The following is a 24211-nucleotide window of genomic DNA, read 5'->3' as shown; positions in this document are numbered from 1 at the left end:
TTATTTAAAAGGAAGCCAGAGGAGGCTTCCTTTCGAAAATTACATGTATAAATAAATGTCACCGTCAATAACTTCTACTTCGTATGTTTGAATACAGCCGTCATCAGGTTTTTGAACTTCACCTGTTAGTAGTGAGATTTTCCAATCATGCAGTGGACAAAAGACGAATTCTCCAGACACAATCCCTTCTGCTAACGGTCCGTTTTTATGAGGACAACGATTTTCTACAGCTCGAATATCGCCATTTGAAAGGCGGAATAGGGCGATAGACATACCTTTCATTTGCACTTCTTTACCGATTTGAATAGCAAGATCTTCCGCACGCATAACTTTTATTTTTTCTTTCGTGTGTATCATTTAGATCACAGCTCCTTATTTCACAGTTTCTACTTCATACATCGCTTTTAATGATTTCGTTTCTAGTGCTTGTCCCCATGCTTCCGTATATGTTCTACGAGCTGTTTGGAAACGTTCATTTAACGTAGTAACCATACTTGCATCTTGTAGTATTTCTTTTATGTGATCGAAGCCTAAACGTTCTGTCCAGTAGGCGGTACGCTCTCCGTAAATACCAGTTTCACGATAATATTGCATGTAAGCTGCAGCGATGCGAAGGACATCATCTTCAGTAGGGACAATCATTACAAAATCAGCTTCACGTACTTCTGTACCACCATTTCCGCCAATATAAAGTTGGTATCCATTTTCGACACAAACAACGCCAAAATCTTTCGTCAGTACTTCCGCACAGTTACGCGGACAGCCCGTTACACCCATCTTCATTTTATGAGGTGTATCTACCATTTCTAATGATTGTTCAAGGAGCATACCAAGTCCTAATGAATCTTTCGTACCGAAACGGCAGAAGCGAGAACCAACACATGATTTTACATTACGAAGCGATTTTGAATATGCATATCCAGAAGTCATATTTAAGTCAGCCCATACGTTAGGTAAATCTTGTTTCTTGACACCGTATAAGCCAATTCGGCTTGCACCGGTAATTTTCACAAGTGGAACATCATACTTCTTCGCAACTTCAGCAATTTTCATTAAATCATCAGCTGTTGTAACGCCTCCGTACATACGTGGAATAACAGAGAATGTACCATCGTGCTGGATGTTACCATTCATTCTTTCATTAACGAAACGGGACGATTTATCATCTTCATATTCTTCTGGAATCGCCATACGTAAATAGTAGTTTAAAGCAGGGCGGCATTTCGAACAGCCGTCTTCATGTGCAAAACCAAGAACATTTCGTACTTCTTTTGGAGATTTTAAGCCTTTCTCGTGAATGGCTGCTACGACTTCATCACGGGATAAAGGTGTACATCCACACATACCGGCAGATTGCGCTGAGGCATCAAAAGCATCTCCAAGTGTATGAGATAAAACTTGTTCCACAAGTGGACGACATTTACCACAAGAACCTGCGGCTTTCGTACAGCCTTTAACTTCTTCAAAAGTCGTTAACTCTTGTTCTAAAATGGCGTGAACGATTGAACCTTTCGTAACACCATTACATCCACAAATCGTGTCATCCGCACTCATTGTAGCAACGTCAAATTCACTTTCTTCACCAGCTTTGTGAAGAAGGGAAGCTGGTGTATATTCTTGTATATCTTCTTCCTTCTTTAACATGCTAAAGAGACGTGTACCGTCAGCTGTGTCACCATATAAAACGATACCGACGACTTTATTATCACGAATTAATACTTTTTTATAGGAACGTTTACATTCATCAAAGATTGATATTGCTTTCGTTTGATCATCTTCATAAATTTGACCAGCAGAGAATAAATCACAACCTGCAACTTTTAATTGCGTACCGACGATACTGCCCGAATATCCATCAGTTTGTAAATTTGTTATATGTTTTGCTAGTATCGCACCTTGTTCATAAAGAGGAGCAACAAGTCCATATGCGATACCGTCATGCTCTGCACATTCTCCAACTGCATAAATGGACTCATCATTTGTTAGCATATAGTCATTGACTACAATACCGCGATTTACAATTAAACCGGCATCTTTTGCTATTTGCGTATTTGGGCGTATTCCGGCAGCCATTACGATTAAATCACAATCTACAACTTCACCATCTTCAAATTGAATGCCCTCAACATGGTCTGTACCAAGAATTTTTACAGTTTTCTTTTCCATTAGAAATTTCATGCCTTGCGCTTCTAAATCTTCGCGCAGAAGAGAAGCTGCTTTCGTATCTAGTTGTTGCTCCATTAAGTTTGGCATTAAATGAACAACATGTACGTCCATCCCTAAGTCAATAAGACCTCTTGCGGCTTCTAAACCAAGTAACCCACCACCAATGACAACAGCCTTTTTCTTTTCATTAGCGGTATCAATCATAAATTGTGTATCTTCAATTGTTCGAAATCCTGTTACACCAGGGAGAGTGGAACCTTCTACAGGCAAAATAAAAGCACTAGAACCTGTTGCGATAATGAGTTTGTCATATGTAAGAGTACGATTCTTTTCTGTAATAATAATTTTTTCTTCTCGGTTAATACTTTGAACTTTTTCATTTGTATACAAAGTTATTTCGTTTTCTTCATACCAACTGTATTCATTCATAATGATATCTTGCATATTTGTTTTGCCTTGTAAAACATGAGAGAGCATAATACGGTTGTAGTTTGGATGAGGTTCATCTCCAAAAATAGTAATCTCATATGAATCACTATCATGTTTTAATATTTCTTCCATACAGCGTATGCCAGCCATACCATTTCCGATCATAACTAAACGTTTTTTCATTTTCGTTTCCCCTTTTTCTGTGAAATGTTGAACAAAGGATTATGTTTTTATTATAGAAAATCAAAAAAGGAAGAGATGTGATGTTTATCACATTTTTATAATGATTCACAAATTGTTAAAATTCGGATTTATTTGAGAGGGATGTGTATAGTCTTTACCAAATGAAAGAGCAGGACATAAGTATGTATACTCATGTCCTGCTCTTTATTTATGCTCTCGTAATGGCACGTGGAAATAAAATATTATTTTCTAAATGAATGTGCTCAAATAAATCAGACTCTAGCGCTTCAAGACGTTGGTAAACAAGTCGATAAGTACCGCAAGCTCCTTCTGGAGGAGTAAAGTCATTTGTAACTTTACGAAGTTCTTTAATAATGTTGCCTGCGTGGTTATGTTCATTTTCCAACTCATCTACTATTTTACGTAATTTCACATAGTTTTCGTCAATTGGATTTTGTTCAAATTCTAAAATTAATGGGAAATCTTCTGTTTCTTCTTTAATTAAATGCTGTTCTAATTCCATCTTTAATTCGTGAAATAGCTTATGAATTTGAGCTAAGTGAGGCTGACTTGCTCCGTGGACGCGTAATACTTTCGTCACATACGGACTTAACTGTGGTAATTCTTCATTTAAATAGCGATGATGCTTATTTATAACATAATCAATCAATTCACGATAAGAAGCATTTTTCCAATCAATTTCAGATTCATTTAATCGTTTCGTATTATGATAAAGCGTATTTAATTCTGTAAGTACTTCTGTTGCTGATAAATTTCTTTCATGAATTGCATCAATAAGTGGTTTATTACCACCACAACAAAAGTCTATTCTATATGATTTAAAAAGATTACTAGCTTTTGGAAATTGTGTAACAATCTCACCGACAATAGAAGTTTCAGTAAATGTATGTTCCATATGAATGCCTCCATAAAGTTTGAATGTAATATCTAAATTAAGAATAGCAATAAATGAAAAACAATGTGGTGATTGAAATCACTTATAATGTGTCAATTTTAAGGATAATCAAATGAGTTTTATAAAAGGAAGAGGGAGAGGGAATTCGTCATAATAGTTTCTGATAATAAAAAAGAAGCTTACTAGAAGCTTCTTTTTTACTACTATTTTTCACATGCAACTCCATCGCCATCACGATCAAGATGTGAGTCATAACCTGGTTGTCCTTTATATAGAGGAGCTTTCCCGGCAGCTCTAACTGCGGCACAATTTTTGTAATATGCACTACTAGTATTTCCTGAAGCAGGTTGTGTTTGAGCTTGCTGTGCTTTTTGCTCTTCTTGTTGCTTACGAGCTTGTTCATCAGCCTGACGTTTTTGCTCTTCTTGTTGCTTACGAGCTTGCTCATCAGCTAGGCGTTTTTGCTCTTCTTGTTGCTTACGAGCTTGCTCATCAGCTAGGCGTTTTTGCTCTTCTTGTTGTTTACGAGCTTGTTCATCGGCTAGACGTTTTTGCTCTTCTTGTTGTTTACGGGCTTGTTCATCAGCCTGACGTTTTTCATCCTCTTGCTTACGAGCTTGTTCATCGGCTAGACGCTTCTCATCTTCTTGCTTTTGAGTTTTTTCGTCCGCCTCTTTTTTCTTTTCGCTATCTTTCTGTTCTTCATTGTTAGAAGCAACTTTTGTACTAGTTGCTGTCGTTTTTTCAGAAGAAGGATCTGAAATACCTGATAGCGCAACAAAAATGACAAATAATACGGCTGTAATAATAAATTGTTTTTTCGCTACACCTGTTTTCTTAATAACAGATAAGATTGCTAGAACAAGGAAGAATATAAATAGAATGAAACTTAAAGTAGAAAAAAACTCGACGACGGGGTGTTCCGATTTTGTTGTACCGGCCGTTATTAATATAATAGAAATCATAAAAAGAATAACGGTAGGACGTCCATATTGTTTTGCTTTTCCATTTTTCTTAAAGAATGAAATAATACATAAGATTAAAAGAATAAAAGCAATAAAAATAAAGCTGCACCAATATTACTTAAAATCGTCATTTTCATACCTCCATTTGTAAGATTCTTCTTATTGATTATATAGGAACTTATTGGATATTACACGTTTTATATAAATTTAGAAAGTTAATATTTTTACTAGACTTATAAACATTTATTTTGTATATAAGGAAAAATAGATATATTTCCTATTACGTTTTGAAAGAGATTTCATAAATTATAGTATATCGATTGAAAGGAGGAGATTTGAATGGAATTTCAATTGTTGGTAACTTGTATATTACAAGAAGGTAATGCTTACTTTTTAGTAACGAAGGTAGACGATGTTATTACGTTAAAAGTACCGATTACTGCGGGAGTAGCAGGTTTATTTTTAGCTTTAGGTGTACCAAGATGTTCTTAATTTAAATCTCTATAGTAGAAGGGGAAGGGACATGCCTTCCTTTTTTACTATTACATAATATAATTATGTAAACTTGAATATCATATTTGTGATAGCACGTTTGAAATGGACATGCATATACTATAATGTTTCATTGGATGTTAGCGGTGAAAGGTAGTTTTAATAAGTGCATCCAGTGATGTTTTTAAGTTATGAAAATAAAAGAGGTGCTATTATATATGAAAAGAAAAACATTTGATATTCCAGTTACATTGCGAAGAGAGTGGTTTTTACTAGAGTTAGCTTATTTAACGAAAAAATATGGAATTGAAATTGCAACTAGCAAAATGGATGCTGCACCGTTTTTAAGAGATCAAGTTACAGAATCAAAGATAGGGGAAGGGTTACAATACGATAAATATGATGATGAATATATAATTGAAAATTAAAGGATAACAACAAAATTAAATTAATTTATAACAAAGTATAAAATAAAGCAGATTCTAAATATAGAATCTGCTTTATTATGAATACTTGTAGTCAACTAACCTCTTTCTAGTGTTTTCCTACATATTTCTCTTGCGTTATTCCAAAAGATTCACGAAGAATGCGAGCATAATCTTTAGATTCTATTGGTCGTTTATTTTTAGTGCCTTTAAAGGTTTCTGTATAATTTTTATTTGTTAATGATATGTGACCATAAGTAGTTAATTTACAAGTGATAGCCCCTTTATTAAAAGGAGATTCTTTATGCTCTACAATCACTTTTTGAATGTTATTCACTTTTTTCTCATCTATTGGATCTATAGTGAAAGCATAGCCTATTTTCCATTCGTTTGAAGGTTCAGATTGTAAGAAACTTGTAGATTCCCCGTTAGCTCCTTTTCTCATTTCTAAAATATGCGTACCTTTTCGAGTATTTCGCTTACGAATTCGATATTCTCCTGTTTGAGAGGAGATGACTTCTCCGTTAAAAGGGACTGGATGTAAAGGGAGATGAGATGCAAAACCTGCATCCACAACATAATCTTTATCCTCATGACTTAATATGATAATGACATGACCATCATCGGGTTTCCATTTATTATCGTACAGATCATAAACAGTACCGGCTACTTTGTATACTTGAAACCCACAATCAATTAAAAAATAATACAATAAGGAGTTTAATTCATAACAAAGTCCACCTCGTTTTTGAATAAGTAACTTTTCTATTAAGTTATCTTTTGAGATATTTTTAATAGTACCAGCCATAATATCAAGATTTTCATAGGGAGAATCATTCCCATTTTTAAGAGAATTTCATCTAAATCATCAAATGTTATTTCTTTTGCAGGAATTTTTAAGCGTTTAAAAACTCCTTTTGTAAATTGGTCATCATAAAGTATTCTCCTTTCTTTTTACAGAATTTTCTTCTGCTCACCGATAGGTTAGTACTTCTAAAAGTTAATTCAAGTGCGAAATTATCATAATATATGTTTCTGGAAATGTGATTTTCTATTCTGAAATTTCAGTTTAATTTTTAATCGTAGGAAAGTCTTATAATATAAGCTCCTTTAAAATTAGTTTGTATTTAATGAAAGAAAGTACATATCTTTATTATATTTTTAAATAACTAACTAGTAATAAAATGTTTTTCACTAAAATTTTTTCAAGATTTGTATGCTTTATATAAACAATATTGATTTAAAAATATCTGGATGTAGCTAAGTTAACAATTATTGAGAAACTTTTTGTCGTATTCTATCAAAAGGAAGAGGTAGAAACAAAGAGAATAACGAGAGTTAAGGAAGAGGGTATACAACTAGTAACCTTCTAAAAATAGGGCTAACATCTTTTTAAAATAAAAGATTAGCTATTATTAAGGAAGGGAAAATATAAAATATTATAAAGAAAACCTTCTTTCAAAAAAATAGGGGGAGTAATATGCGACTGATGAGAAGATGCGTGGCCTTACTAATTGTATTTTTTATCATGGCTCCAACGATTAGCACAAATGTACAGGCAGAAGTTGTAAAAGAGCTTGGAAAGGGGTTTCCTGATACAGAAGTATTCACACCTGGAGAATGGTTTTTAGGCCAAAAACCTGCTAATTATGATGAGAATAAACCGCCAATTCTCTTTGTACAAGGAAGAAATGGTAATGCTGATAGTTGGTATGGAAAGACAGTATATCATGATATAAATGATATGTATGATTATGCTTTAAAAGCAGGCTATCAAACAGTGTTTATACAATTGTATGATGCAGCGGGGAAAGGTTCGGCTAGTCAGTGGGATAACGGAAAATTGTTGGCACAAAAACTTGAAGAAATATATAATCATTTCGGTAAGAAAGTTAATATTGTAGCGCATAGTAAAGGTGGAATTGATACACAAGCTGCATTAGTTGAATATGGTGCGAATCGATTTGTTGGAAATGTTATTACACTTGCTACACCGCATCACGGCTCAAATTTAGCAGATTTGTCATATAGTTGGTGGGCAGGGTGGCTTGCTTCTATATTAGGTCAAAAAGATGATGGTACGTACTCGTTACAAATAGGTGAAATGGCAAAGTTTCGTTCAATAATAGATAACAACCCAGCAGCTAAATTAAACCGTTACTATACGGCTACTGGAACTAGCTGGGGGCCAACATTTTCTGCATTATCTATGGGTGGGTTATATTTATCATCGTACGGTTCAAATGATGGACTAGTAAATGAATGGAGTGCCAAGCTATCGTACGGTACACATTTATTTACAGATTCCAGATTTGATCATGACAATATAAGAAAAGGATCAGCTGTTTTTGCACGAATTGAACCATATTTACGTACGACAAATGTGGGATTACCAGCTTTAGTAGCATCCAGCACTAGTTCAAATGAAAATCTAGAACAATTAAATACAACTTCAAATCAAAATATTTTAGGAGGCGAATTACCACAAAATCAGTGGATAGAGCAAAGTATTTCTGTTGATAAAAAGGCTGAAGGAATAGTTTCTGTACTAACTGCTTCTTCTGATGTTGAAGTACAAATGGTATCTCCAAAAGGAAAAATCTATGCAAATAAAGATAGCGCTATAACTACTAGTGAAGGCGAATCTTTCTTTAATGGGGCGACAATTAGAACATTTAAGTTTGATAAATTGGAAGTAGGCGAATGGAAAATCAAAATGATGGCGAAGCAGTCGAAAGATGCATATTTAGTTGTAAGCGATTACAAGGATGGCGCGCCATTTGTTCTTCAAATGCCTACAAAAGTTAAAGTAAATAAACCTGAGTATAAACTGAAAAAATCACCTGTAGCACCTGAAATGAAAGGGGATCTTTCCATAACAGTAAGAGTCGTTAATAAAGAAGGTAAGTTAGTCTCTGAATTTAATGAATTACAAAATGTTAATACGAATACATTTACAGGTGCTTTGAAAGATATAAAACAACCGGGAGTATATAACGTTACGATGGATATAAAAGGGATGAATAAAGAAGGAAAATCATATAATCGTACGATTGTTAAGTCGGTTTATGTAGAGAAATAAGGAAGAATAAATAAGTATAATAAAAAAGTGCAGAAATCTTGTGTTAGAAAGAATTCTGCACTTTTTTTGCGTGATGAAAGATAATAAAAGTCGAAGAAAACTGTTATTCAATAAAAAAAGGTGCTGAAATAGCATCTGAATGTAAAGAAATAATATTAACTTAGTTTTGTAACTGTTAATTCAACTGAATTTATACCATTGTCACAAGTTACAATACTTTGACGATTAAAACCACTATTATTTCTAAGTTGAAGAGTTGAATTAGCAGGCACTGTAACAATCGTTTCGCCAACGAGTTGAAGACATTCGTTATTTGATGAAGTATTCATTTGAATAGCGAAGTCACCTTGACTATTAGCAAGTGGATTGTTATTTAAAAATATAGTTATGACTGGGATATGTGGAAATACAGGATTTAAAGTAGTATTAATACTGGAAATGAACGAAACTCTATAATCACCAAATTGTCTAAAGTGTATAGTAGTAGGATTTAGTAAGGAAACGCCTCCTGCTAAAGGTCCAACGTGATTAAATGGAAAAGGATCGCCAAAAGGAACAGTTATAAATTCAGTTTGCCAAAAAGTTCCGTATGCAGGACAGCTGCGTTTATGTGAATGGTCACATGAACATTTTTTATACGAGTTTGAAGAATGATAGTATGAACCCAATATATTACCTCCTATTCTTAATAAATTTAAACCACATAGTAGTTTATGAAGGTGAATCACAATTGGCGTGTATGCTTGTACTATAAAAGGAGATAGATGTGGAATATAAAGTGGTCAAATGATGAAATGTAGTATTTGGGTATTACCTGTAACACCTTTTGAAGATGATAAGGTTCATAATTTGATAGAAAAATAAATGGAATTTCTAAATAGATTGAAGTAACGAGGAAACGTTTATCCCGCTATTTTCCGAGCAGTAAGACTCCCATCTCAAAATTCAGCGAAAGCAAAGAAGTTAGGTGGGGATGAACAAAACCCCCACTCATTAAAGTTTCACTTTACTATATTAATTTCATCTGACAAACAGCAATATTATCTTTCGCTGTATGGATGTTATCATTTGGTGAAGTTATGGCATTTAACTGTATGTATATTAGGTTATTCAGTTTATTTTTTTATTTGCGTAGCTGAGCAGGAAGAAGTCAGAAAATATAGAATAATGTACATATGAAGCATCGTTTGTTTTTGGTGTGAATAGTAATTAAAGATACGCTAAAATATTTAAAATTGTAACGAAAGAGAGATTAAATAATAGAGGGAGCAACTTACATGGAAAATATATTAAAGGTATCTTCAAAATCAAGCCCAAATTCAGTCGCGGGTGCAATAGCGGGTGTACTAAGAACAAGTGGTAATGTGGAAATTCAAGCGATTGGGGCTGGAGCTATAAATCAAGCGATTAAAGCAATTGCGATTGCAAGAGGGTTCGTCGCTCCAAGTGGTATTGACTTAGCCTTCGTACCAGCATTTCAAGAGATTTCTATCAATAATGAAGAAAGAACAGCGATTAAATTAATTGTAGGTCCTAGAAAGAAAAGGTCTTAGTAGAAGAGAGTGTTACTATAAGGGGAAAAGACCAATAGACTTCCCATGTTAGATACGTTATTTTATGTAACCGATCCTTGGGTGTGGACATGACATTATGCCGGACACATGTCTGTTAAGTTCTCCTTAAACTTAGCGAGTGTTCTAGATACTTAAAAATGCCAAATCCTTTATGATATAAGGGATTTGGCATTTTTGATGTTTTTAAAAATAAACAACCCTAAAACTGCTCATTTAGAAGATTTAGTTTTAGTTTTAGTAGCGGCCATTGAACGTTTTTATGATAGTTTACCTGATAAATAGAAGAGTTTACCAATGAAAAGTAACTGGGGGATTCAAAAAATGAATCAAACTATTTTAGAGAAAGTCCTAAAATTTCGGGATGATAGGAACTGGAAGCAGTTCCACAATCCTAAAGATTTAGCTATTTCTCTTTCTTTAGAGGCGAGTGAGTTGTTGGAGAATTTTCAGTGGAAAAGCAGTGAGGAAGCTGTAGAAACAAAAAAAGAAGACATGAAAGATGAGTTGGCAGATCAATTGGATATTGACTTAGAAGAGATTATTATAAACAAAATAGAAAAAATAATAAAAAATATCCAGTAGAGAAATCTCGAGACTCTAAAAAGAAATATAATGAAATTTAAAAAAGGTGGAATTAAATATGTTATATCTTTTTACTGCAAGTAAAGATAGTGCTATAAAAAATTTGGAAGCTACTATTGAAAAAACATATCCTATTTCTACATGTTTAGCAGATTTAGATGCCGATACAGTAACTAAACTTAAAGATAATGAATTACATGAGAATGTATGTATGTGGGGAGCAACTCCTGGTTCTTCAAATGTTGATAGATGGGAAAAGTTAAAAGAGGGTGACGGGATTTTAGCGTATTCTAAAGGGGAATTTAAGTTTTTCGGGACAATTTTTGCTAAGACTCATAACCCAGATGTGGCTAGAAAAATTTAGAAAACAAACGATAATGATGAAACTTGGGAATACATCTATTTTATTAAGGACCTAAAACCTGTAAACATTAAAGCAATCGAATTCGCAGCTTTCTTTGGCTACAAATTGAACCATACATCACAAGGATTTACTAATATTGATTCGGATTTTAGTAAAGTAAAGATTGCAGAAGAAGAGAAATCGGAAAATCGAAAAAAACTAAAATGGAATCTGGTAGGGAAGTATGGCCTCGTGATCCGAAAAAAGCTAAACAAGCTATTAAACAGGCAGAATTTAAATGTGAAATAGATGACACACATGAAACATTTGTATCGGAAGCCAGCCGAAAAAATTATATGGAGGCCCATCATCTAATACCGTTAAGAATGCAACATGATTTTGAAAATAGTTTAGATGTTGTTGGAAATATAGTTAGTATATGTCCGAACTGTCATAGGTTGATTCATTATAGAAGAGACAAAGATAAGAAAAAAGTTTTAGAACTTCTCTTTGAATAAAGAAAAGATTCTTTGAAGAAGTTCGGTATTGAGGTATTTCTCAAAGAGCTATTTGGATACTATGGAATTCTAAAATAAGAATATTCATAGCTATACGGAAGGTAGAATGTTTCATACTTAAACATAGGTATTATTGTGATGGAAATTTAAATTTCGTCATTTGAAAGTATCAATAATTTGTATTATTTTTATAGGGTTATATATTTTTCTTTTGCTCTGCTGTATAGCAGAGCTCTTTTTTTGTCGTACAAAAGCCACCTATATATGTGAAGTGCACCCCAATTGTTAGGCTGTGTCTAACAATTGGGGTGCACTTCAGTCCTGTCGGGCGGCTTCTTTTAATTTATATTCACCAATTCATCAAACTTAAACTTAGTATTCAAACCAAAAGCATCTGTACAATATATAGTTTTCGTCATCGGTTCAATATGTAATACATTTATGTACATGTCTTGCACCATTCCATCACGATAGTATGAGATATGTATTTCTTCTTCCTCGTGAAAAGATTGCATTAACGCTCTTTCTATTCGTTCCATAGTATCTTGTGTTAAAAAAGGTTTAGGTACTTTATATTGCTCCGGTATTGAAGCAAACGGATTCCATTTCACCATACCTCTTCCACGTACTACAGGAAAGCCGTTATATTCCATGATGTAATACCTCACGTTTGTTTTTTTAACTCCACTACAAACGAACGTGTGTTCTTTTTTGGTTTGAAATGGGACCATTTTGTTAACATGAATATTCAAAAATAATTTTTTCAAGTTAGAATATTCAAAAACTTATTTATGCAAACAAGCATGTCATGATAACATTTAACAAAAGGGGGTAGAAGTAGATGAGTGTTGACATTATTTCTAAAGAAGAAATCACAAAATTATTAAACGACTGGTATCAAGCTATGATTTCACAACGTGTATTACAGTCTCAGAAAATAAAAGAAGATATTGCAAATAAAATCAATAATATTAAGGAAGACCAAACAATATTAGTCTACTACGCTTTATTGAATGCACGGTATAAACTGCTAATTCGGGATATGGATAGTACAAAAGATATTCTGGACAAAATCGAGCCTTTACCAGAGTCTACAGAGACATTTTTAGAGTACTATCATCATTTATTTAAAGCAATTTACGCTATTAATAAAGCAAACCATAGTGAAGCAAGAATGCAATTTGAAAAAGCTGAAACGTTTTTAGAGTACATGCATGATGAAATTGAAAAAGCTGAATTTAATTATTGGCTTGCAGTCCATTACTATCACGTATTAAAACCGATCCTAGCAGTTCAATTTGCTACAAAGGCGAATGAAGTATTTTCAATTAGTCCAGGGTATGAATTAAAAACTGCAGCATGCTTAAATACTTTAGGAATGGCACACATTCGACTAAATGAATTCGAAAGTGCAGAGGAATATTTACTTTCAGCACTAGGTACCTTCCAAAAATCTAATGATGAACTTCTTATTAAACGAGTTAAGCATAATTTAGGACTTTTATACGCAAGTCAAAACATGCCAGAGTTAGCAATTAAACACTTAGAGGATTCATTAGAAAATAACGCTAAAACTATGTTTCTTTTAGCAAGAGAACATTTTAAGTTAGGTTATAGTCATATCGCTAATGAATATATTGAGAATGGCTATAAGATTAGCGACTTATGTTATCGTCATCATTTCCGAATTTTAAAAGCAGTACATAACTATGTACCGCAAGAAGAATTAGAAAATGTGGTTATAGAAGGTATTTCGTATTTTGAAAAAGAAGAATTATATGATTGGGTAAAAGAATATGCTTCTCTTTTAGGTGAAATATTCTATGGTTCAGAAAATCATAGAAAAGCAAGCAAGTATTTGCACATCGCTTTAGATGCAGACAAAAAGAGCATAGAAAGAAGGGCGCTAAAATGAAAAAAGCAATCTTATTAATGATGATGTTATCCGCTGTTTTTACTTTTGGTCTCACTAATGCAAAAGACATACCACAAAACGAAGCAATTGAAGTGTTTATGGATCATGGAGAACATATTTAAAACCTAAGGAAGAGGGCGCTTATAGTGTCCTCTTTTTAATATCTATTATTTATATGATGAGGTTGCAGGTACGTCTTTTGGTTATTGTTTGATAAACGTAAGATGTTTCTAAAAATGTGTATACAAAGGTGTATTTTTGTACTGTATATGTTCACGTACTATATAAAAAAGTATGAAAATCTATAAAAATAATTATTTCAATAAAATTTGTTTTAGATATTAAAAAGTGCCAAAACCCTTGTGGTATAAGGGGTTTGGCACTTTTGTGTTTTTTATATTTTATCAAATAAACAACCCTAAAACTGCTCATTCTTCTCCCAAGATTCAACGATATAATGTGCAATCGTCGGATTGAAGCCTTTACCAACTAAAAACATAATTGCAGCAACTTCTGTTAATGCGTGTTCGTGTGATGTATGTTTTGCTTCATTTAAACCGTAATCTACCCATGGTTTTACGAAATCTAGTACAGGTTTCTTGAAAGGTAAAAACTGTGTACCGACAACTTGTTGAATTTGTTGTTGTGTTGGTTCAGTAATTGGTCCAGGTGGTAAGATTTGTGGCTGAGTTGGATCTATTGTTGGTGGTTTAGGTGGTGAGACACGTGCGTCGTAGTTTGGTTGATACATTTGTTGTTGATATTGCGGTTGTTGTGGTTGAGTTGTGTATGGGTTTTGTGGTGCTGCATATGGATTTTGTTGATATTGTTGTTCTTGGTTTTGTGGTGCTACATATGGATTTTGTTGATATTGTTGTTCTTGGTTTTGTGGTGCTACATATGGATTTTGTTGATATTGTTGTTCTTGGTTTTGTGGTATTACATATGGATTTTGAGGATATCGCTGTTCTTGATTTTGTGGTGCTGCATATGGATTTTGAGGATATTCATAATTTGGACGTGTGTCATATGGATTTTGTTGAAATTCAGTTTCTTGGTTTTGCGTTGTTGCATATGGGTTTTCGTCATATTGTTGCTCTTGCTGTTGTAACTCTTGTTCTTCGTATTGTTCTGTGTATCTCTGTTCTTGTTGTTGAGGATACAATGGTTGCCTTGGATAAGGCGGTTGATTATTATAGAACATGTTTATTCCTCCTTCATGATGATGCCTACCACCTAGTGTATGGGCGGACAAGAAAATATGTGATGAAAAAATGCGGGCGTGTTACAATAAGTAACTGGGTGAAGATAAAATGACAAAACAAGAAAAAATTCAAAAAACAATTACTTTTGTAAAACATATTTTAGAAAAAGATGCGAGTGGGCATGATTGGTATCATATTGAACGTGTACATAAAATGGCGATTTCTTTATCTGAGCAAGAAGGTGGAAATCGTTTTATAATTGAAATGGCAGCATTACTTCACGATGTGGCAGATGAAAAGCTAAATGAAAGTGAAGAAGCAGGAATGAAAAAAGTTTCTGATTGGTTAGAAGAGCTACGTGTTGAAGAAGAGGAAAGTAAACATATTCTTCATATCATCGCCAATATGTCTTATAAAGGTGGCCATGGCGGCACAGTAGAGTCACTTGAAGGGAAAATTGTTCAAGATGCGGATCGTTTAGATGCTCTTGGTGCAATAGGAATTGCTCGTACATTTGCATATGGTGGGGCGAAAGGGAGATTAATGTATGACCCAACTATTCCGCCGCGTGAAGAAATGACGAAAGAAGAGTATAGAAAAAATAATGATCCATCTTTAAATCATTTTTATGAAAAACTTTTGAAATTAAAAGATTTAATGAATACGAATGCAGCAAAACAAGAGGCTGAAATTCGTCATCGTTATATGGAACAGTTTATTGAACAATTTATGAAAGAGTGGAATGCACAAATATGAAAATGTTAACTGTGGAGAACTTATCAAAATCATATGGAGAAAAGCCGTTATTTGATGGATTATCATGTAGTATTACAGAAGGACAACGTGTCGGAATTATTGGTGTAAACGGAACTGGTAAATCGACATTATTAAAAATTATTGCAGGATTAGAAGCTCCTGATACAGGTGATATGACGCATTCACGTGGGTATACAATTAGTTATTTATCACAGCAACCAGAGTTTGATGAAAAACTGACAGTATTAGAGCAAGTGTTCCATGGTGATACACCTTTAATTCGTCTTCTTCGTGATTATGAAAAAGCACTATTAAATATTGAAAAAGATCCAAGTAATGAAAAAGTACAGGAACAATTATTTGCAGTGCAGCAACGTATGGATGCAATGAGTGCATGGGAAGCAAATGCAAATGCGAAATCTCTTTTAACGAAATTAGGAATTACGGACTTCACTGCAATTGTTGGGAATTTATCTGGTGGACAGAAAAAACGTATCGCAATGGCACAATGTTTTATTGAAACACCGGATTTATTAATTTTAGACGAGCCTACGAACCATCTTGACCATGAGACAGTTGAATGGTTAGAAGAATATTTAGCGAGATATACAGGTTCGGTATTACTTGTAACCCATGATCGTTATTTCTTAGATCGTGTGACGAATCGTATTTTTGAATTAGATAATGGTAAACTATATAGCTACGAAGGAAACTATAGTACATTTTTAGAAGCGAAAGCACTTCGTGAAGAGCAAGAATTGGCACAAGAATCGAAACGCCAAAATTTATATCGTCGTGAACTTGCTTGGATTCGTCGTGGTGCAAAAGCCCGTTCTACGAAACAAAAGGCGCGTATTCAGCGTTTTGATGAGCTAAAGGCACAAGAAGGACCAGCTGCAAAACAGTCAGTTGATATTGCACTAAGCGGAAGTCGTCTAGGAAAGAAAGTACTTGAGTTAAAAGATGTAACGAAAAAATTTGGCGATAAGACGGTATTACATAATTTTAATCATATTGTGAAACCGGGTGATCGTATCGGAATTATTGGGGCGAATGGAAGTGGGAAATCTTCCCTATTAAATATGCTTGCAGGTAAGTTATCTCCTGATAGTGGTGAAGTGGAAGTAGGACAAACTGTAAAAGTTGCTTATTATACGCAAGAAAATGAAGAGATGAATTTAAATCAGCGTATGATTGAATACATTAAAGAGATTGCAGAAGTTATTCATACGACAGATGGAAAAGTAATTGGTGCATCTCAAATGTTAGAACGTTTCTTATTCCCGACGCATTCACATGGTACACCACTTGGTAAACTATCTGGTGGTGAAAGAAGACGTTTATATTTATTACGTATTTTAATGGGAGAACCAAACGTACTTTTACTTGATGAACCTACGAACGATCTAGATACACAAACATTAACAGTACTAGAAGATTATTTAGAAGATTTCCCAGGTGTCGTTTTAACTGTATCGCATGACCGTTACTTCTTAGATAAAGTAGTAGATGAACTGTTCATCTTTACTGGCGGAGGCGAAGTGCGTGAGTTTCTAGGTAGTTATACAGATTATTTAGAAATGGAAAAAACGAGAGAACTTATGGAGAAAGCGGAAGTTCAAAAAGAGAAAAAAGTTGTAGAAGAAGCTCCAAAACAACAACGTAAACGTAAACTTTCATACAATGAACAGCGTGAATGGGAAACGATTGAAGATACAATTGCCGAACTTGAAGAGAAAATTGAGTCAATTGGAGAAGAACTTGCGAAAGTTGGATCTGACTTCACAAAGGCACAAGAATTATCTGAAGCACAGCAGAAAACAGAAGAAGAGCTAGAAAAAAAGATGGAAAGATGGAGTGAACTATCAGACATCGTTGAAGGATTAAAATAAAAACAAGCTGCATATATTGAAAAGTAAAGAGAAAAACTTTACACTATTGGTAGAACCTATTTTAGGAGGGAAAAAATGAGAACATCTAATCCAATGTTGAAAAAAGAGGCATTCCGTAAAGAGGGAGCAAGTGCTTCTGCGATGACGATTGGCGGAACAGTAGGCAAAACGTTCATTATGCTTATCTTGCTACTTGCAACGTCTGTCTATTCATACATACAGATGATGCAGGGGACGATGAAGATGCCAGTATTAATTGGTGCTTTAATCGTTGCGGCAATCATCGCATTTGCGTCTATGTTCTTCCCGCGTATTTCACCTTTTGGTGCACCAATCTATGCAGCGGTAGAAGGGGTTGTGTTAGGAAGTATTTCAGCAGTTTATACAATGAAATTTGGCGATTCTATCGTTTTAAATGCTGTATTACTAACAATCTCAATTCTATTTGCAATGTTAGTGTTATATGCAACACGCGTAGTAAAAGTAACGGATAAATTCCGTACAGGCGTGATGGCAGCAACACTTGGAATTATGGTTATGTATTTAGTCGTATTTCTACTAAATATGTTTGGTGTAACTGTTCCATACATTCACCAAGGTGGTACAATCGGTATTATTATTAGTGCAGTTGTTATTGTAGTTGCTGCATTAAACTTATTACTAGATTTCGATTTAATCGAAAATGGTGTACGTAGTCAAGCTCCGAAATATATGGAGTGGTATACTGCGATGGGATTAATGCTTACATTAGTATGGTTATACTTAGAAATTCTTCGTTTCGTTTCGTACTTTACGAAAAATGACTAATAAAAAAATCCTGCATGAAAAATGCAGGATTTTTTTATTTTCAAAGATATATTGAATGTATGGTATAATATGGATGATAGCAACTTGAAGTGAAGGAGATGGAATATGATGAAAGAGAAGAAGGGGATTATGAAAAAACTATTTTCTAAAAGTTTTTTCATAGAACTAGATGAAGCTTTAACGTATCCATCATCAAAAGTTATTACTTCAGCGATTGAAGGATATGCAACTGAATGCAATGAAAGATTAAAATTTGAGAGTAAAGTTAAACCGATTACTTTCTACTTAGAAAATGCAATGTACCGTGCTGAAATAAAGATGGCTCGCGGAGGATATTACATATCTTGTACTGAAGTGTAATAAATTTTGAAACCATACATGTTTGAACTATGTATGGTTTCTTTTTTTGTTTTGTAAGGTCTAAAATAATACTTTTTACTTACGGATATATCATTTTGTGCTTTTTACCATTCAAACATTTCTCCTTACAATGAAGAAAAACATGTGAGGTGGTATAACTTATGATGAATCGAGTTGTATTAATCGGTAGATTGACAAAGGAGCCAGAATTATACTACACAAAACAAGGCGTCGCTTATGCACGAATATGTGTTGCGGTGAATAGAGGATTTCGAAATAGTTTAGGTGAACAACAAGTCGATTTTATTAATTGTGTCGTTTGGCGCAAATCGGCTGAGAATGTAACTGAATATTGTAAAAAGGGATCACTCGTTGGGATTACAGGGCGTATTCAGACTAGTAATTACGATGATGAACAAGGAAAGAGAATATATAGAACTGAAGTTGTGATTGAGAGTATTACCTTTTTGGAGAGAAGGCGGGAGGGGGCATCGTAATAAAAGGTGATTTTAAGTAATAGCTTCGGAAAAAATTGTGGAAAGTATTTTAATAAACTTAATGGATAAAAAATAAAAATCATCGGAAACGAAAGCTTTTAAAATCCCGTTCCTAATTTAAAATGTAAAAAGAATGAAATAGTATGGTAGCGGGAAGAAAGTAGTAAAATTAAGCATCCGAGTAGGAGTATAGAGTGATAACATGTTACAATACAGCTAAGAACATGCAATAAAGGAGAGTTTTTTACGTGAAGATTAAAGCAATTGAACCGACGCCAAGTCCAAATACAATGAAAGTTATTTTGAATGAAGTATTACCATCAGGAGCACGTAATAATTATACAAATGAAAATAAAGAACAAGCACCAATGCAAGTGCAAGAAATTTTGAAAATTGAAGGCATTAAAGGTGTATATCATGTAGCCGACTTTTTAGCAGTGGAGCGAAATGCGAAGTATGACTGGAAAGTTTTATTACAACAAGTTCGTGCTGTTTTTGGCGAAGAAGTAGTGGAAGAAAGTGAAGAACAACAACTTGCTCATTTTGGAGAAGTGAAGGTGTTTGTTCAAATGTTCTTTACAATTCCAATGCAAGTAAAGTTAACAGATGGAACGACGGAAGAACGTGTTGGTTTACCAGATCGTTTTAAAGAATCAATTATGAAAGTGCAAATGTCTGCACCAAACGTTGTAAAAGAGCGTAAATGGGTAGAACAAAGTACACGTTACGGTAATTTTGAAGAAATTGGGAAAGAAGTAGTGGAAGAGATTGTTGCTGCTTATTCAGAAGAACGTGTAAATGAAACGGTTAAAGAATTATTAAATCAAGCAGGTGCTGTTGAAGTAACGATTCAAAAGCGTGAGCCATATAAAGTAACAGAAGAGATGATGAAAGATTCTGACTGGAAAAACCGTTTTGCAGCATTAGAACAAATGGATCCTACTGAAGAAGATATTCCAGTGTTGAAGATGGCGTTAGATGATGAAAAAGTTTCAATACGCCGCTTAGCAACAGCGTATTTAGGTATGGTAAAAGGTGATGAAGTATTACCGTTATTATATAAAGCGTTGTTAGATCGCTCTGTAAGTGTTCGCCGTACTGCAGGAGATTGTTTATCAGATGTAGGTGATCCGGCAGCGATGTTCGTTATGATTAAATCTCTGAAAGATCCAAGTAAATTAGTACGCTGGCGTGCAGCGATGTTCTTATTTGAACTTGGAGATGAAAGTGCGATTCCAGCATTAAAAGCAGCGCAAGATGATCCAGAGTTTGAAGTAGCCATGCAAGCACGTCTAGCATTAGAGCGTATTGAAGGCGGAGAAGAAGCAAAAGGTTCTGTATGGAAACAAATGACGGAGTCTCGTAAAGGGGAATAATGTATGATTGTTTTCTATGATAGTTGGTGTCCGATGTGTACGGCCGTTGCAGAACGTACGAAAAAATTAGATAAAAAGGGTAAGATGAAATTTGTTTCATTTCGAAATGAAGATGTAGTTGAGAAGTATGAACTTTCTCAAGAACTACAAAGCAAGATGGAACAAAGATTGTATATTTTAAAATATAATAAGTGGTATGACGGTATTCATAGCATACATGTATTAGCAAAGGCCGTTCCATCTTATTGGTTTGCAGTTCCTTTTATAAAGCTATCTATCGTACTTGGTTTTGGAAGTAAAGTATACGATTATATCGCTAATAATAGAAAACTTGTTCCAGTGGGACATTGCCGCGGTGGGGTTTGTGAAATCCCTACAAAAAAATGAAATCATCGTTATCTTTCTTTTGCACCTATTAATAGAGCGTGATATGATGAATTTGGAATGAAAGTTGAAGGAGAGATTACAAGATGTCAAATGCTTATGAAGAATACATGCGCCAAATGGTAATCCCAATGCGCCAAGAGTTAGTGCGTTCTGGGTTTGAAGAGTTAACTACAGAAGAAGCTGTAACAGAATTTATGGAAAATACATCAGGTACAACTTTAGTAGTTGTAAACTCTGTTTGTGGTTGTGCAGCTGGTTTAGCACGTCCATCAGCAGGTCAAGCGGTTGTTCGTGCTGAAAAACAACCTGATCATCTTGTAACTGTATTCGCAGGTCAAGATAAAGATGCTACTGCAAAAATGCGTGAATACTTCGGAGAAATTCCTCCATCTTCACCATCTATGGCATTATTAAAAGGAAAAGAAGTTGTTCACTTTATTCACCGTCATGAAATTGAAGGTGCAACTATGGACGAAATTATTACGAACTTAGAACAAGCTTTCGAAAAGAATTGCTAAAGAAGGGGGAGAGTAAATCTCCCTCTTTTCTTTATATAGAGGTGAAACAATGATCGTAACAACAGCAGGAAGAACGAACAAAGAAATGACAGATTATGCAAACGAGGTAGCAGCAGAATTAAATACTTCTTTCGTTAAACGTAATGACATACCGGTACATAAGCTACATGAGCAGTATGAACAAGATGTGCTTGTCGTAGGGAAGAACCGATTAGCTATTTATCCAAAAGGTACGGAAGAATCGTTTTTCTTTCATCCGAACTCAGCGATGTTTCGTGTGAAAAGGTTAATGCGTGGAGAACACGATCCGTTTGTACAAGCCACGCAATTAGAGAGAGGAATGACAGTGTTAGATTGTACGCTCGGGATGGCATCAGATAGTATTGTAGCTAGTTATGTTGTTGGGGAAAGCGGAAAAGTAACAGGACTTGAAGGCAATGAGTATATGGCTTATATTATGGAAAATGGTTTGAAAACATGGTCTTCATCTGTTTCTGAAATTGATGAAGCAATGCAAAGAATCCAAGTAAAGCAAACGGAGCATTTTTCATTTTTAGCGCAATGTGAAGACAATAGTTACGATGTCGTTTACCTTGATCCGATGTTTGAAGAAACTGTCATAGAATCCGATGGAATTAAAGGATTAAAACACTTCGCTTTGTATCATGATATTACTGACGAAACAATTGCGGAGGCAAAACGAGTGGCGAGAAAACGTGTCGTTTTAAAAGATCATTTTCGTAGTTCTAGATTTGAAAAACACAATTTTTATGTATACAAAAGAAAAAGTGCTAAGTTTCACTTTGGTGTAATTGACCCTTGCTAATTGTTTGAAAAGATGTATAATAAGCAATAATTAATTAAATATACTGTCTGTGATGAAGAGAGTAGTCTTTTTTAGAAGGAAAGCGAGCTAGGGATGGTGTGAGCCTAGTACGGAAGAAAAAGATGAAGCGCACTTCGGAGATGCTTCTTGAACGAATAGTAGAGAAAGCCGAGGCCCCCTGTCCTCGTTATAAACGGGAAAGTGGTTCGTAACGAACAACAAGGGTGGTACCACGGGTTAAAACTCGTCTCTTTTTTAGAGACGAGTTTTTTGTGTTTTAAAAAATAAGGAGGTTGTATCATGGATTATAAAATGCAGTTTGCGGAAAGTTTATCTAATATTTTCACGAATGAATTAACGCAAAAACAAATTTTAGATTTAATTGAAACACCGAAACAAGATGAATTTGGAGATGCAGCGTTCCCATGCTTTTCATTAGCGAAGCAATATAAAAAAGCACCAGCTCTTATCGCAAAGGAAGTTGCTGAGAAATTCAATGATCCGTTTTTTACGAAAGTAGAAGCCGTTGGTCCTTATGTAAATGTATTTTTCAATCGTGAAACTGTAAGTGATGCAGTATTAAAAACAGTTTTAGCGGAGAAAGAAGAGTTCGGTCAAAACCACTTTGGCTGTGAAAAAACAGTAGTAATTGATTATTCCTCTCCTAATATCGCGAAACCTTTTTCGATGGGGCATTTACGTTCTACAATGATAGGAAATTCGCTGAAACATATCGCTGAAAAATGTGGCTATGAAGTTGTAGGGATTAATTATATAGGAGATTGGGGAACACAGTTTGGAAAGTTAATTACCGCATATAGAAAATGGGGAAATGAAGAAGTAGTGAAAGAGGATCCAATACGTGAGTTATTTAAGTTATATGTTCAGTTTCATGCAGAAGTAAAAGAGAATGAAGAATTAGAAGAAGAAGGACGTGCTTGGTTTAAAAAGCTAGAAGAAGGCGATGAAGAAGCTGTTGAACTTTGGAATTGGTTCCGTCACGAATCATTAAAAGAATTTTCTCGTATTTATGAACTTCTCGGTGTGGAATTTACTAATTTTCAAGGCGAGGCTTTCTATAATGATAAAATGGAAGACTTTATTGGGATTTTAGAAGAGCACGACTTACTGGAAGAATCAGAAGGCGCATTAGTCGTTAATTTAGAAGAAGAAGGTATGCCGCCATGTTTAATTAGAAAGTCAGATGGTGCGACGATTTATGCAACGCGTGACTTAACGGCAGCTTTATATCGTCAAAACACTTATGGGTTTGATAAAGCGCTATATGTTGTTGGTCCAGAACAAAGCTTACATTTCAATCAATTTTTCACCGTATTAAAAAAACTTGGCTATACTTGGGTTGATGGTATGGAACACGTACCGTTTGGCTTCATTTTAAAAGATGGTAAGAAAATGTCGACACGTAAAGGAAGAGTTATTTTACTTGAAGAAGTACTCGAAGAAGCAATCGAACTTGCAAAACAAAATATTGAAGAGAAAAATCCAAACTTAAAACAGAAAGAAGAAGTAGCAAAGCAAGTCGGTGTTGGTGCAGTCATCTTCCACGATTTAAAAAATGAGCGTATGCATAATATCGAATTCTCATTAGAAAATATGCTGAAATTTGAAGGAGAAACAGGACCTTACGTACAGTACACACATGCACGTGCTTGTTCTATTTTAAGAAAAGAAAGTGTAGAATTTGAAACATGTACATTTGCTTTAAAAGACGATCATAGCTGGAGTGTCGTAAAATTACTAAATAAATTCCCGCAAATAATTGAAGCAGCTTTCAATAAAAATGAGCCATCGATTATTTCGAAATATATATTAGATGTAGCACAATCATTCAATAAATATTACGGTAATGTTCGTATATTAGAAGAGAGCAAAGAAAAAGACAGCAGACTCGCATTGGTTTATGCTGTGACGGTTGTATTAAAAGAAGGATTACGTTTACTTGGGGTGGAGGCACCTGAGGAAATGTAACATAGTAG

Annotated in this window: 25 protein-coding genes, 2 pseudogenes and 1 other annotated feature; of the genes and pseudogenes, 19 read left to right on the top strand and 8 right to left on the bottom strand. The window is 34.5% G+C overall.

What is annotated here, in order from left to right; all coding sequences use genetic code 11:
• Positions 1 to 39: 39 nt before the first annotated feature.
• The 4 genes and pseudogenes from nirD to IQ781_RS04960 form a co-directional block, all read right to left on the bottom strand.
• The gene (gene nirD, locus IQ781_RS04975; RefSeq protein WP_000581982.1) at positions 40 to 357 is read right to left on the bottom strand and encodes a nitrite reductase small subunit NirD; all 318 of its coding nucleotides are present in this window, start codon (positions 355 to 357) and stop codon (positions 40 to 42) included.
• A gap of 15 nt (positions 358 to 372) precedes the next feature.
• Positions 373 to 2778, bottom strand: a complete 2406-nt coding sequence (gene nirB, locus IQ781_RS04970) for an NADPH-nitrite reductase large subunit (RefSeq protein ID WP_074047483.1) — start codon at positions 2776 to 2778, stop codon at positions 373 to 375.
• A gap of 208 nt (positions 2779 to 2986) precedes the next feature.
• Positions 2987 to 3694, bottom strand: a complete 708-nt coding sequence (gene ric / locus IQ781_RS04965; RefSeq protein WP_000401371.1) for an iron-sulfur cluster repair di-iron protein — start codon at positions 3692 to 3694, stop codon at positions 2987 to 2989.
• A 203-nt stretch (positions 3695 to 3897) separates the two neighbouring features.
• Positions 3898 to 4790: pseudogene (locus tag IQ781_RS04960) on the bottom strand (excalibur calcium-binding domain-containing protein).
• A 208-nt stretch (positions 4791 to 4998) separates the two neighbouring features.
• Here IQ781_RS04960 and exsG point away from each other — a divergent pair.
• Together exsG and IQ781_RS04950 are read left to right on the top strand one after the other, a co-directional pair.
• A complete protein-coding gene (exsG, locus tag IQ781_RS04955; RefSeq protein ID WP_000395679.1) occupies positions 4999 to 5151 on the top strand; it encodes an exosporium protein ExsG in 153 nt (50 codons plus the stop codon).
• A gap of 218 nt (positions 5152 to 5369) precedes the next feature.
• Complete coding sequence (locus IQ781_RS04950) at positions 5370 to 5579, top strand: hypothetical protein (RefSeq protein ID WP_000824196.1); 210 nt, start codon at positions 5370 to 5372, stop codon at positions 5577 to 5579.
• A gap of 95 nt (positions 5580 to 5674) precedes the next feature.
• Here IQ781_RS04950 and IQ781_RS04945 read toward each other — a convergent pair.
• Positions 5675 to 6511: pseudogene (locus tag IQ781_RS04945) on the bottom strand (arylamine N-acetyltransferase family protein).
• A 545-nt stretch (positions 6512 to 7056) separates the two neighbouring features.
• On the opposite strand from IQ781_RS04945, the gene IQ781_RS04940 reads away from it, so the two are divergent.
• Positions 7057 to 8658, top strand: a complete 1602-nt coding sequence (locus IQ781_RS04940) for an esterase/lipase family protein (protein WP_001238704.1) — start codon at positions 7057 to 7059, stop codon at positions 8656 to 8658.
• Positions 8659 to 8813: 155 nt separating this feature from the next.
• Here IQ781_RS04940 and IQ781_RS04935 read toward each other — a convergent pair whose 3' ends face one another.
• On the bottom strand, positions 8814 to 9326 hold the full coding sequence (locus IQ781_RS04935; RefSeq protein WP_000536148.1) for a hypothetical protein: 513 nt from the start codon (positions 9324 to 9326) through the stop codon (positions 8814 to 8816).
• A 609-nt stretch (positions 9327 to 9935) separates the two neighbouring features.
• On the opposite strand from IQ781_RS04935, the gene IQ781_RS04930 reads away from it, so the two are divergent.
• The 4 genes from IQ781_RS04930 (at position 9936) to IQ781_RS04915 (ending at position 11675) form a co-directional block, all read left to right on the top strand.
• Positions 9936 to 10211: a stage V sporulation protein S gene (locus tag IQ781_RS04930; protein WP_000427801.1), complete on the top strand. Its 276-nt coding sequence runs from the start codon at positions 9936 to 9938 to the stop codon at positions 10209 to 10211.
• Between the two features lie 315 nt (positions 10212 to 10526).
• Positions 10527 to 10814: a nucleoside triphosphate pyrophosphohydrolase family protein gene (locus IQ781_RS04925; RefSeq protein ID WP_002025705.1), complete on the top strand. Its 288-nt coding sequence runs from the start codon at positions 10527 to 10529 to the stop codon at positions 10812 to 10814.
• Between the two features lie 58 nt (positions 10815 to 10872).
• On the top strand, positions 10873 to 11178 hold the full coding sequence (locus IQ781_RS04920; protein WP_000966109.1) for a hypothetical protein: 306 nt from the start codon (positions 10873 to 10875) through the stop codon (positions 11176 to 11178).
• A 203-nt stretch (positions 11179 to 11381) separates the two neighbouring features.
• The gene (locus tag IQ781_RS04915; RefSeq protein ID WP_065382617.1) at positions 11382 to 11675 is read left to right on the top strand and encodes an HNH endonuclease; all 294 of its coding nucleotides are present in this window, start codon (positions 11382 to 11384) and stop codon (positions 11673 to 11675) included.
• Positions 11676 to 12013: 338 nt separating this feature from the next.
• Here IQ781_RS04915 and IQ781_RS04910 read toward each other — a convergent pair whose 3' ends face one another.
• Positions 12014 to 12328, bottom strand: a complete 315-nt coding sequence (locus IQ781_RS04910; protein ID WP_139846912.1) for a YolD-like family protein — start codon at positions 12326 to 12328, stop codon at positions 12014 to 12016.
• Between the two features lie 188 nt (positions 12329 to 12516).
• On the opposite strand from IQ781_RS04910, the gene IQ781_RS04905 reads away from it, so the two are divergent.
• Positions 12517 to 13590, top strand: a complete 1074-nt coding sequence (locus IQ781_RS04905; protein ID WP_000109855.1) for a response regulator aspartate phosphatase — start codon at positions 12517 to 12519, stop codon at positions 13588 to 13590.
• Positions 13587 to 13712 carry an aspartate phosphatase gene (locus IQ781_RS04900; protein WP_000709201.1) on the top strand — a complete coding sequence of 42 codons (126 nt, stop codon included), beginning with the start codon at positions 13587 to 13589 and terminating at the stop codon, positions 13710 to 13712. Before IQ781_RS04905 ends, IQ781_RS04900 begins: the two co-directional genes overlap by 4 nt.
• A gap of 296 nt (positions 13713 to 14008) precedes the next feature.
• On the opposite strand, the gene IQ781_RS04895 is transcribed toward IQ781_RS04900, so the two are convergent.
• Positions 14009 to 14794 carry a hypothetical protein gene (locus IQ781_RS04895; protein WP_242808246.1) on the bottom strand — a complete coding sequence of 262 codons (786 nt, stop codon included), beginning with the start codon at positions 14792 to 14794 and terminating at the stop codon, positions 14009 to 14011.
• Positions 14795 to 14903: 109 nt separating this feature from the next.
• On the opposite strand from IQ781_RS04895, the gene IQ781_RS04890 reads away from it, so the two are divergent.
• The 10 genes from IQ781_RS04890 (at position 14904) to argS (ending at position 24203) form a co-directional block, all read left to right on the top strand.
• Entirely contained in the window at positions 14904 to 15551 is a 648-nt protein-coding gene (locus tag IQ781_RS04890) for an HD domain-containing protein (RefSeq protein ID WP_000165966.1), read from the top strand.
• Positions 15548 to 17443: an ABC-F family ATP-binding cassette domain-containing protein gene (locus IQ781_RS04885; RefSeq protein WP_000783160.1), complete on the top strand. Its 1896-nt coding sequence runs from the start codon at positions 15548 to 15550 to the stop codon at positions 17441 to 17443. The genes IQ781_RS04890 and IQ781_RS04885 overlap by 4 nt, the downstream gene beginning before the upstream one ends.
• A 75-nt stretch (positions 17444 to 17518) precedes the next feature.
• Entirely contained in the window at positions 17519 to 18250 is a 732-nt protein-coding gene (locus IQ781_RS04880; protein ID WP_001260655.1) for a Bax inhibitor-1/YccA family protein, read from the top strand.
• Positions 18251 to 18355: 105 nt separating this feature from the next.
• The gene (locus IQ781_RS04875; protein ID WP_000975138.1) at positions 18356 to 18610 is read left to right on the top strand and encodes a DUF4318 domain-containing protein; all 255 of its coding nucleotides are present in this window, start codon (positions 18356 to 18358) and stop codon (positions 18608 to 18610) included.
• A 161-nt stretch (positions 18611 to 18771) separates the two neighbouring features.
• Positions 18772 to 19107, top strand: a complete 336-nt coding sequence (locus tag IQ781_RS04870; protein ID WP_000982018.1) for a single-stranded DNA-binding protein — start codon at positions 18772 to 18774, stop codon at positions 19105 to 19107.
• A gap of 248 nt (positions 19108 to 19355) precedes the next feature.
• A complete protein-coding gene (locus IQ781_RS04865) occupies positions 19356 to 20483 on the top strand; it encodes a conserved virulence factor C family protein (RefSeq protein WP_000692580.1) in 1128 nt (375 codons plus the stop codon).
• Between the two features lie 3 nt (positions 20484 to 20486).
• Entirely contained in the window at positions 20487 to 20870 is a 384-nt protein-coding gene (locus IQ781_RS04860) for a thiol-disulfide oxidoreductase DCC family protein (RefSeq protein ID WP_000634888.1), read from the top strand.
• A gap of 83 nt (positions 20871 to 20953) precedes the next feature.
• The gene (locus tag IQ781_RS04855) at positions 20954 to 21388 is read left to right on the top strand and encodes a BrxA/BrxB family bacilliredoxin (protein ID WP_000063706.1); all 435 of its coding nucleotides are present in this window, start codon (positions 20954 to 20956) and stop codon (positions 21386 to 21388) included.
• Positions 21389 to 21437: 49 nt separating this feature from the next.
• A complete protein-coding gene (locus tag IQ781_RS04850; RefSeq protein ID WP_139019864.1) occupies positions 21438 to 22214 on the top strand; it encodes a class I SAM-dependent methyltransferase in 777 nt (258 codons plus the stop codon).
• A gap of 40 nt (positions 22215 to 22254) precedes the next feature.
• Positions 22255 to 22469 (top strand) — a binding site (T-box leader).
• 45 nt (positions 22470 to 22514) lie between these two features.
• Positions 22515 to 24203 (top strand): arginine--tRNA ligase, encoded by a 1689-nt coding sequence (gene argS / locus IQ781_RS04845; RefSeq protein WP_000384912.1) that lies wholly within the window; start codon positions 22515 to 22517, stop codon positions 24201 to 24203.
• The last annotated feature ends 8 nt before the right edge of the window (positions 24204 to 24211 follow it).

Origin of the sequence: Bacillus sp. N447-1 (assembly GCF_022701035.1) — a bacterium.
Taxonomy (GTDB): Bacteria; Bacillota; Bacilli; order Bacillales; family Bacillaceae_G; genus Bacillus_A; species Bacillus_A cereus.
Note: the sequence above shows the minus strand (reverse complement) of the source record. Positions and strands in the feature narration are given on the sequence as shown.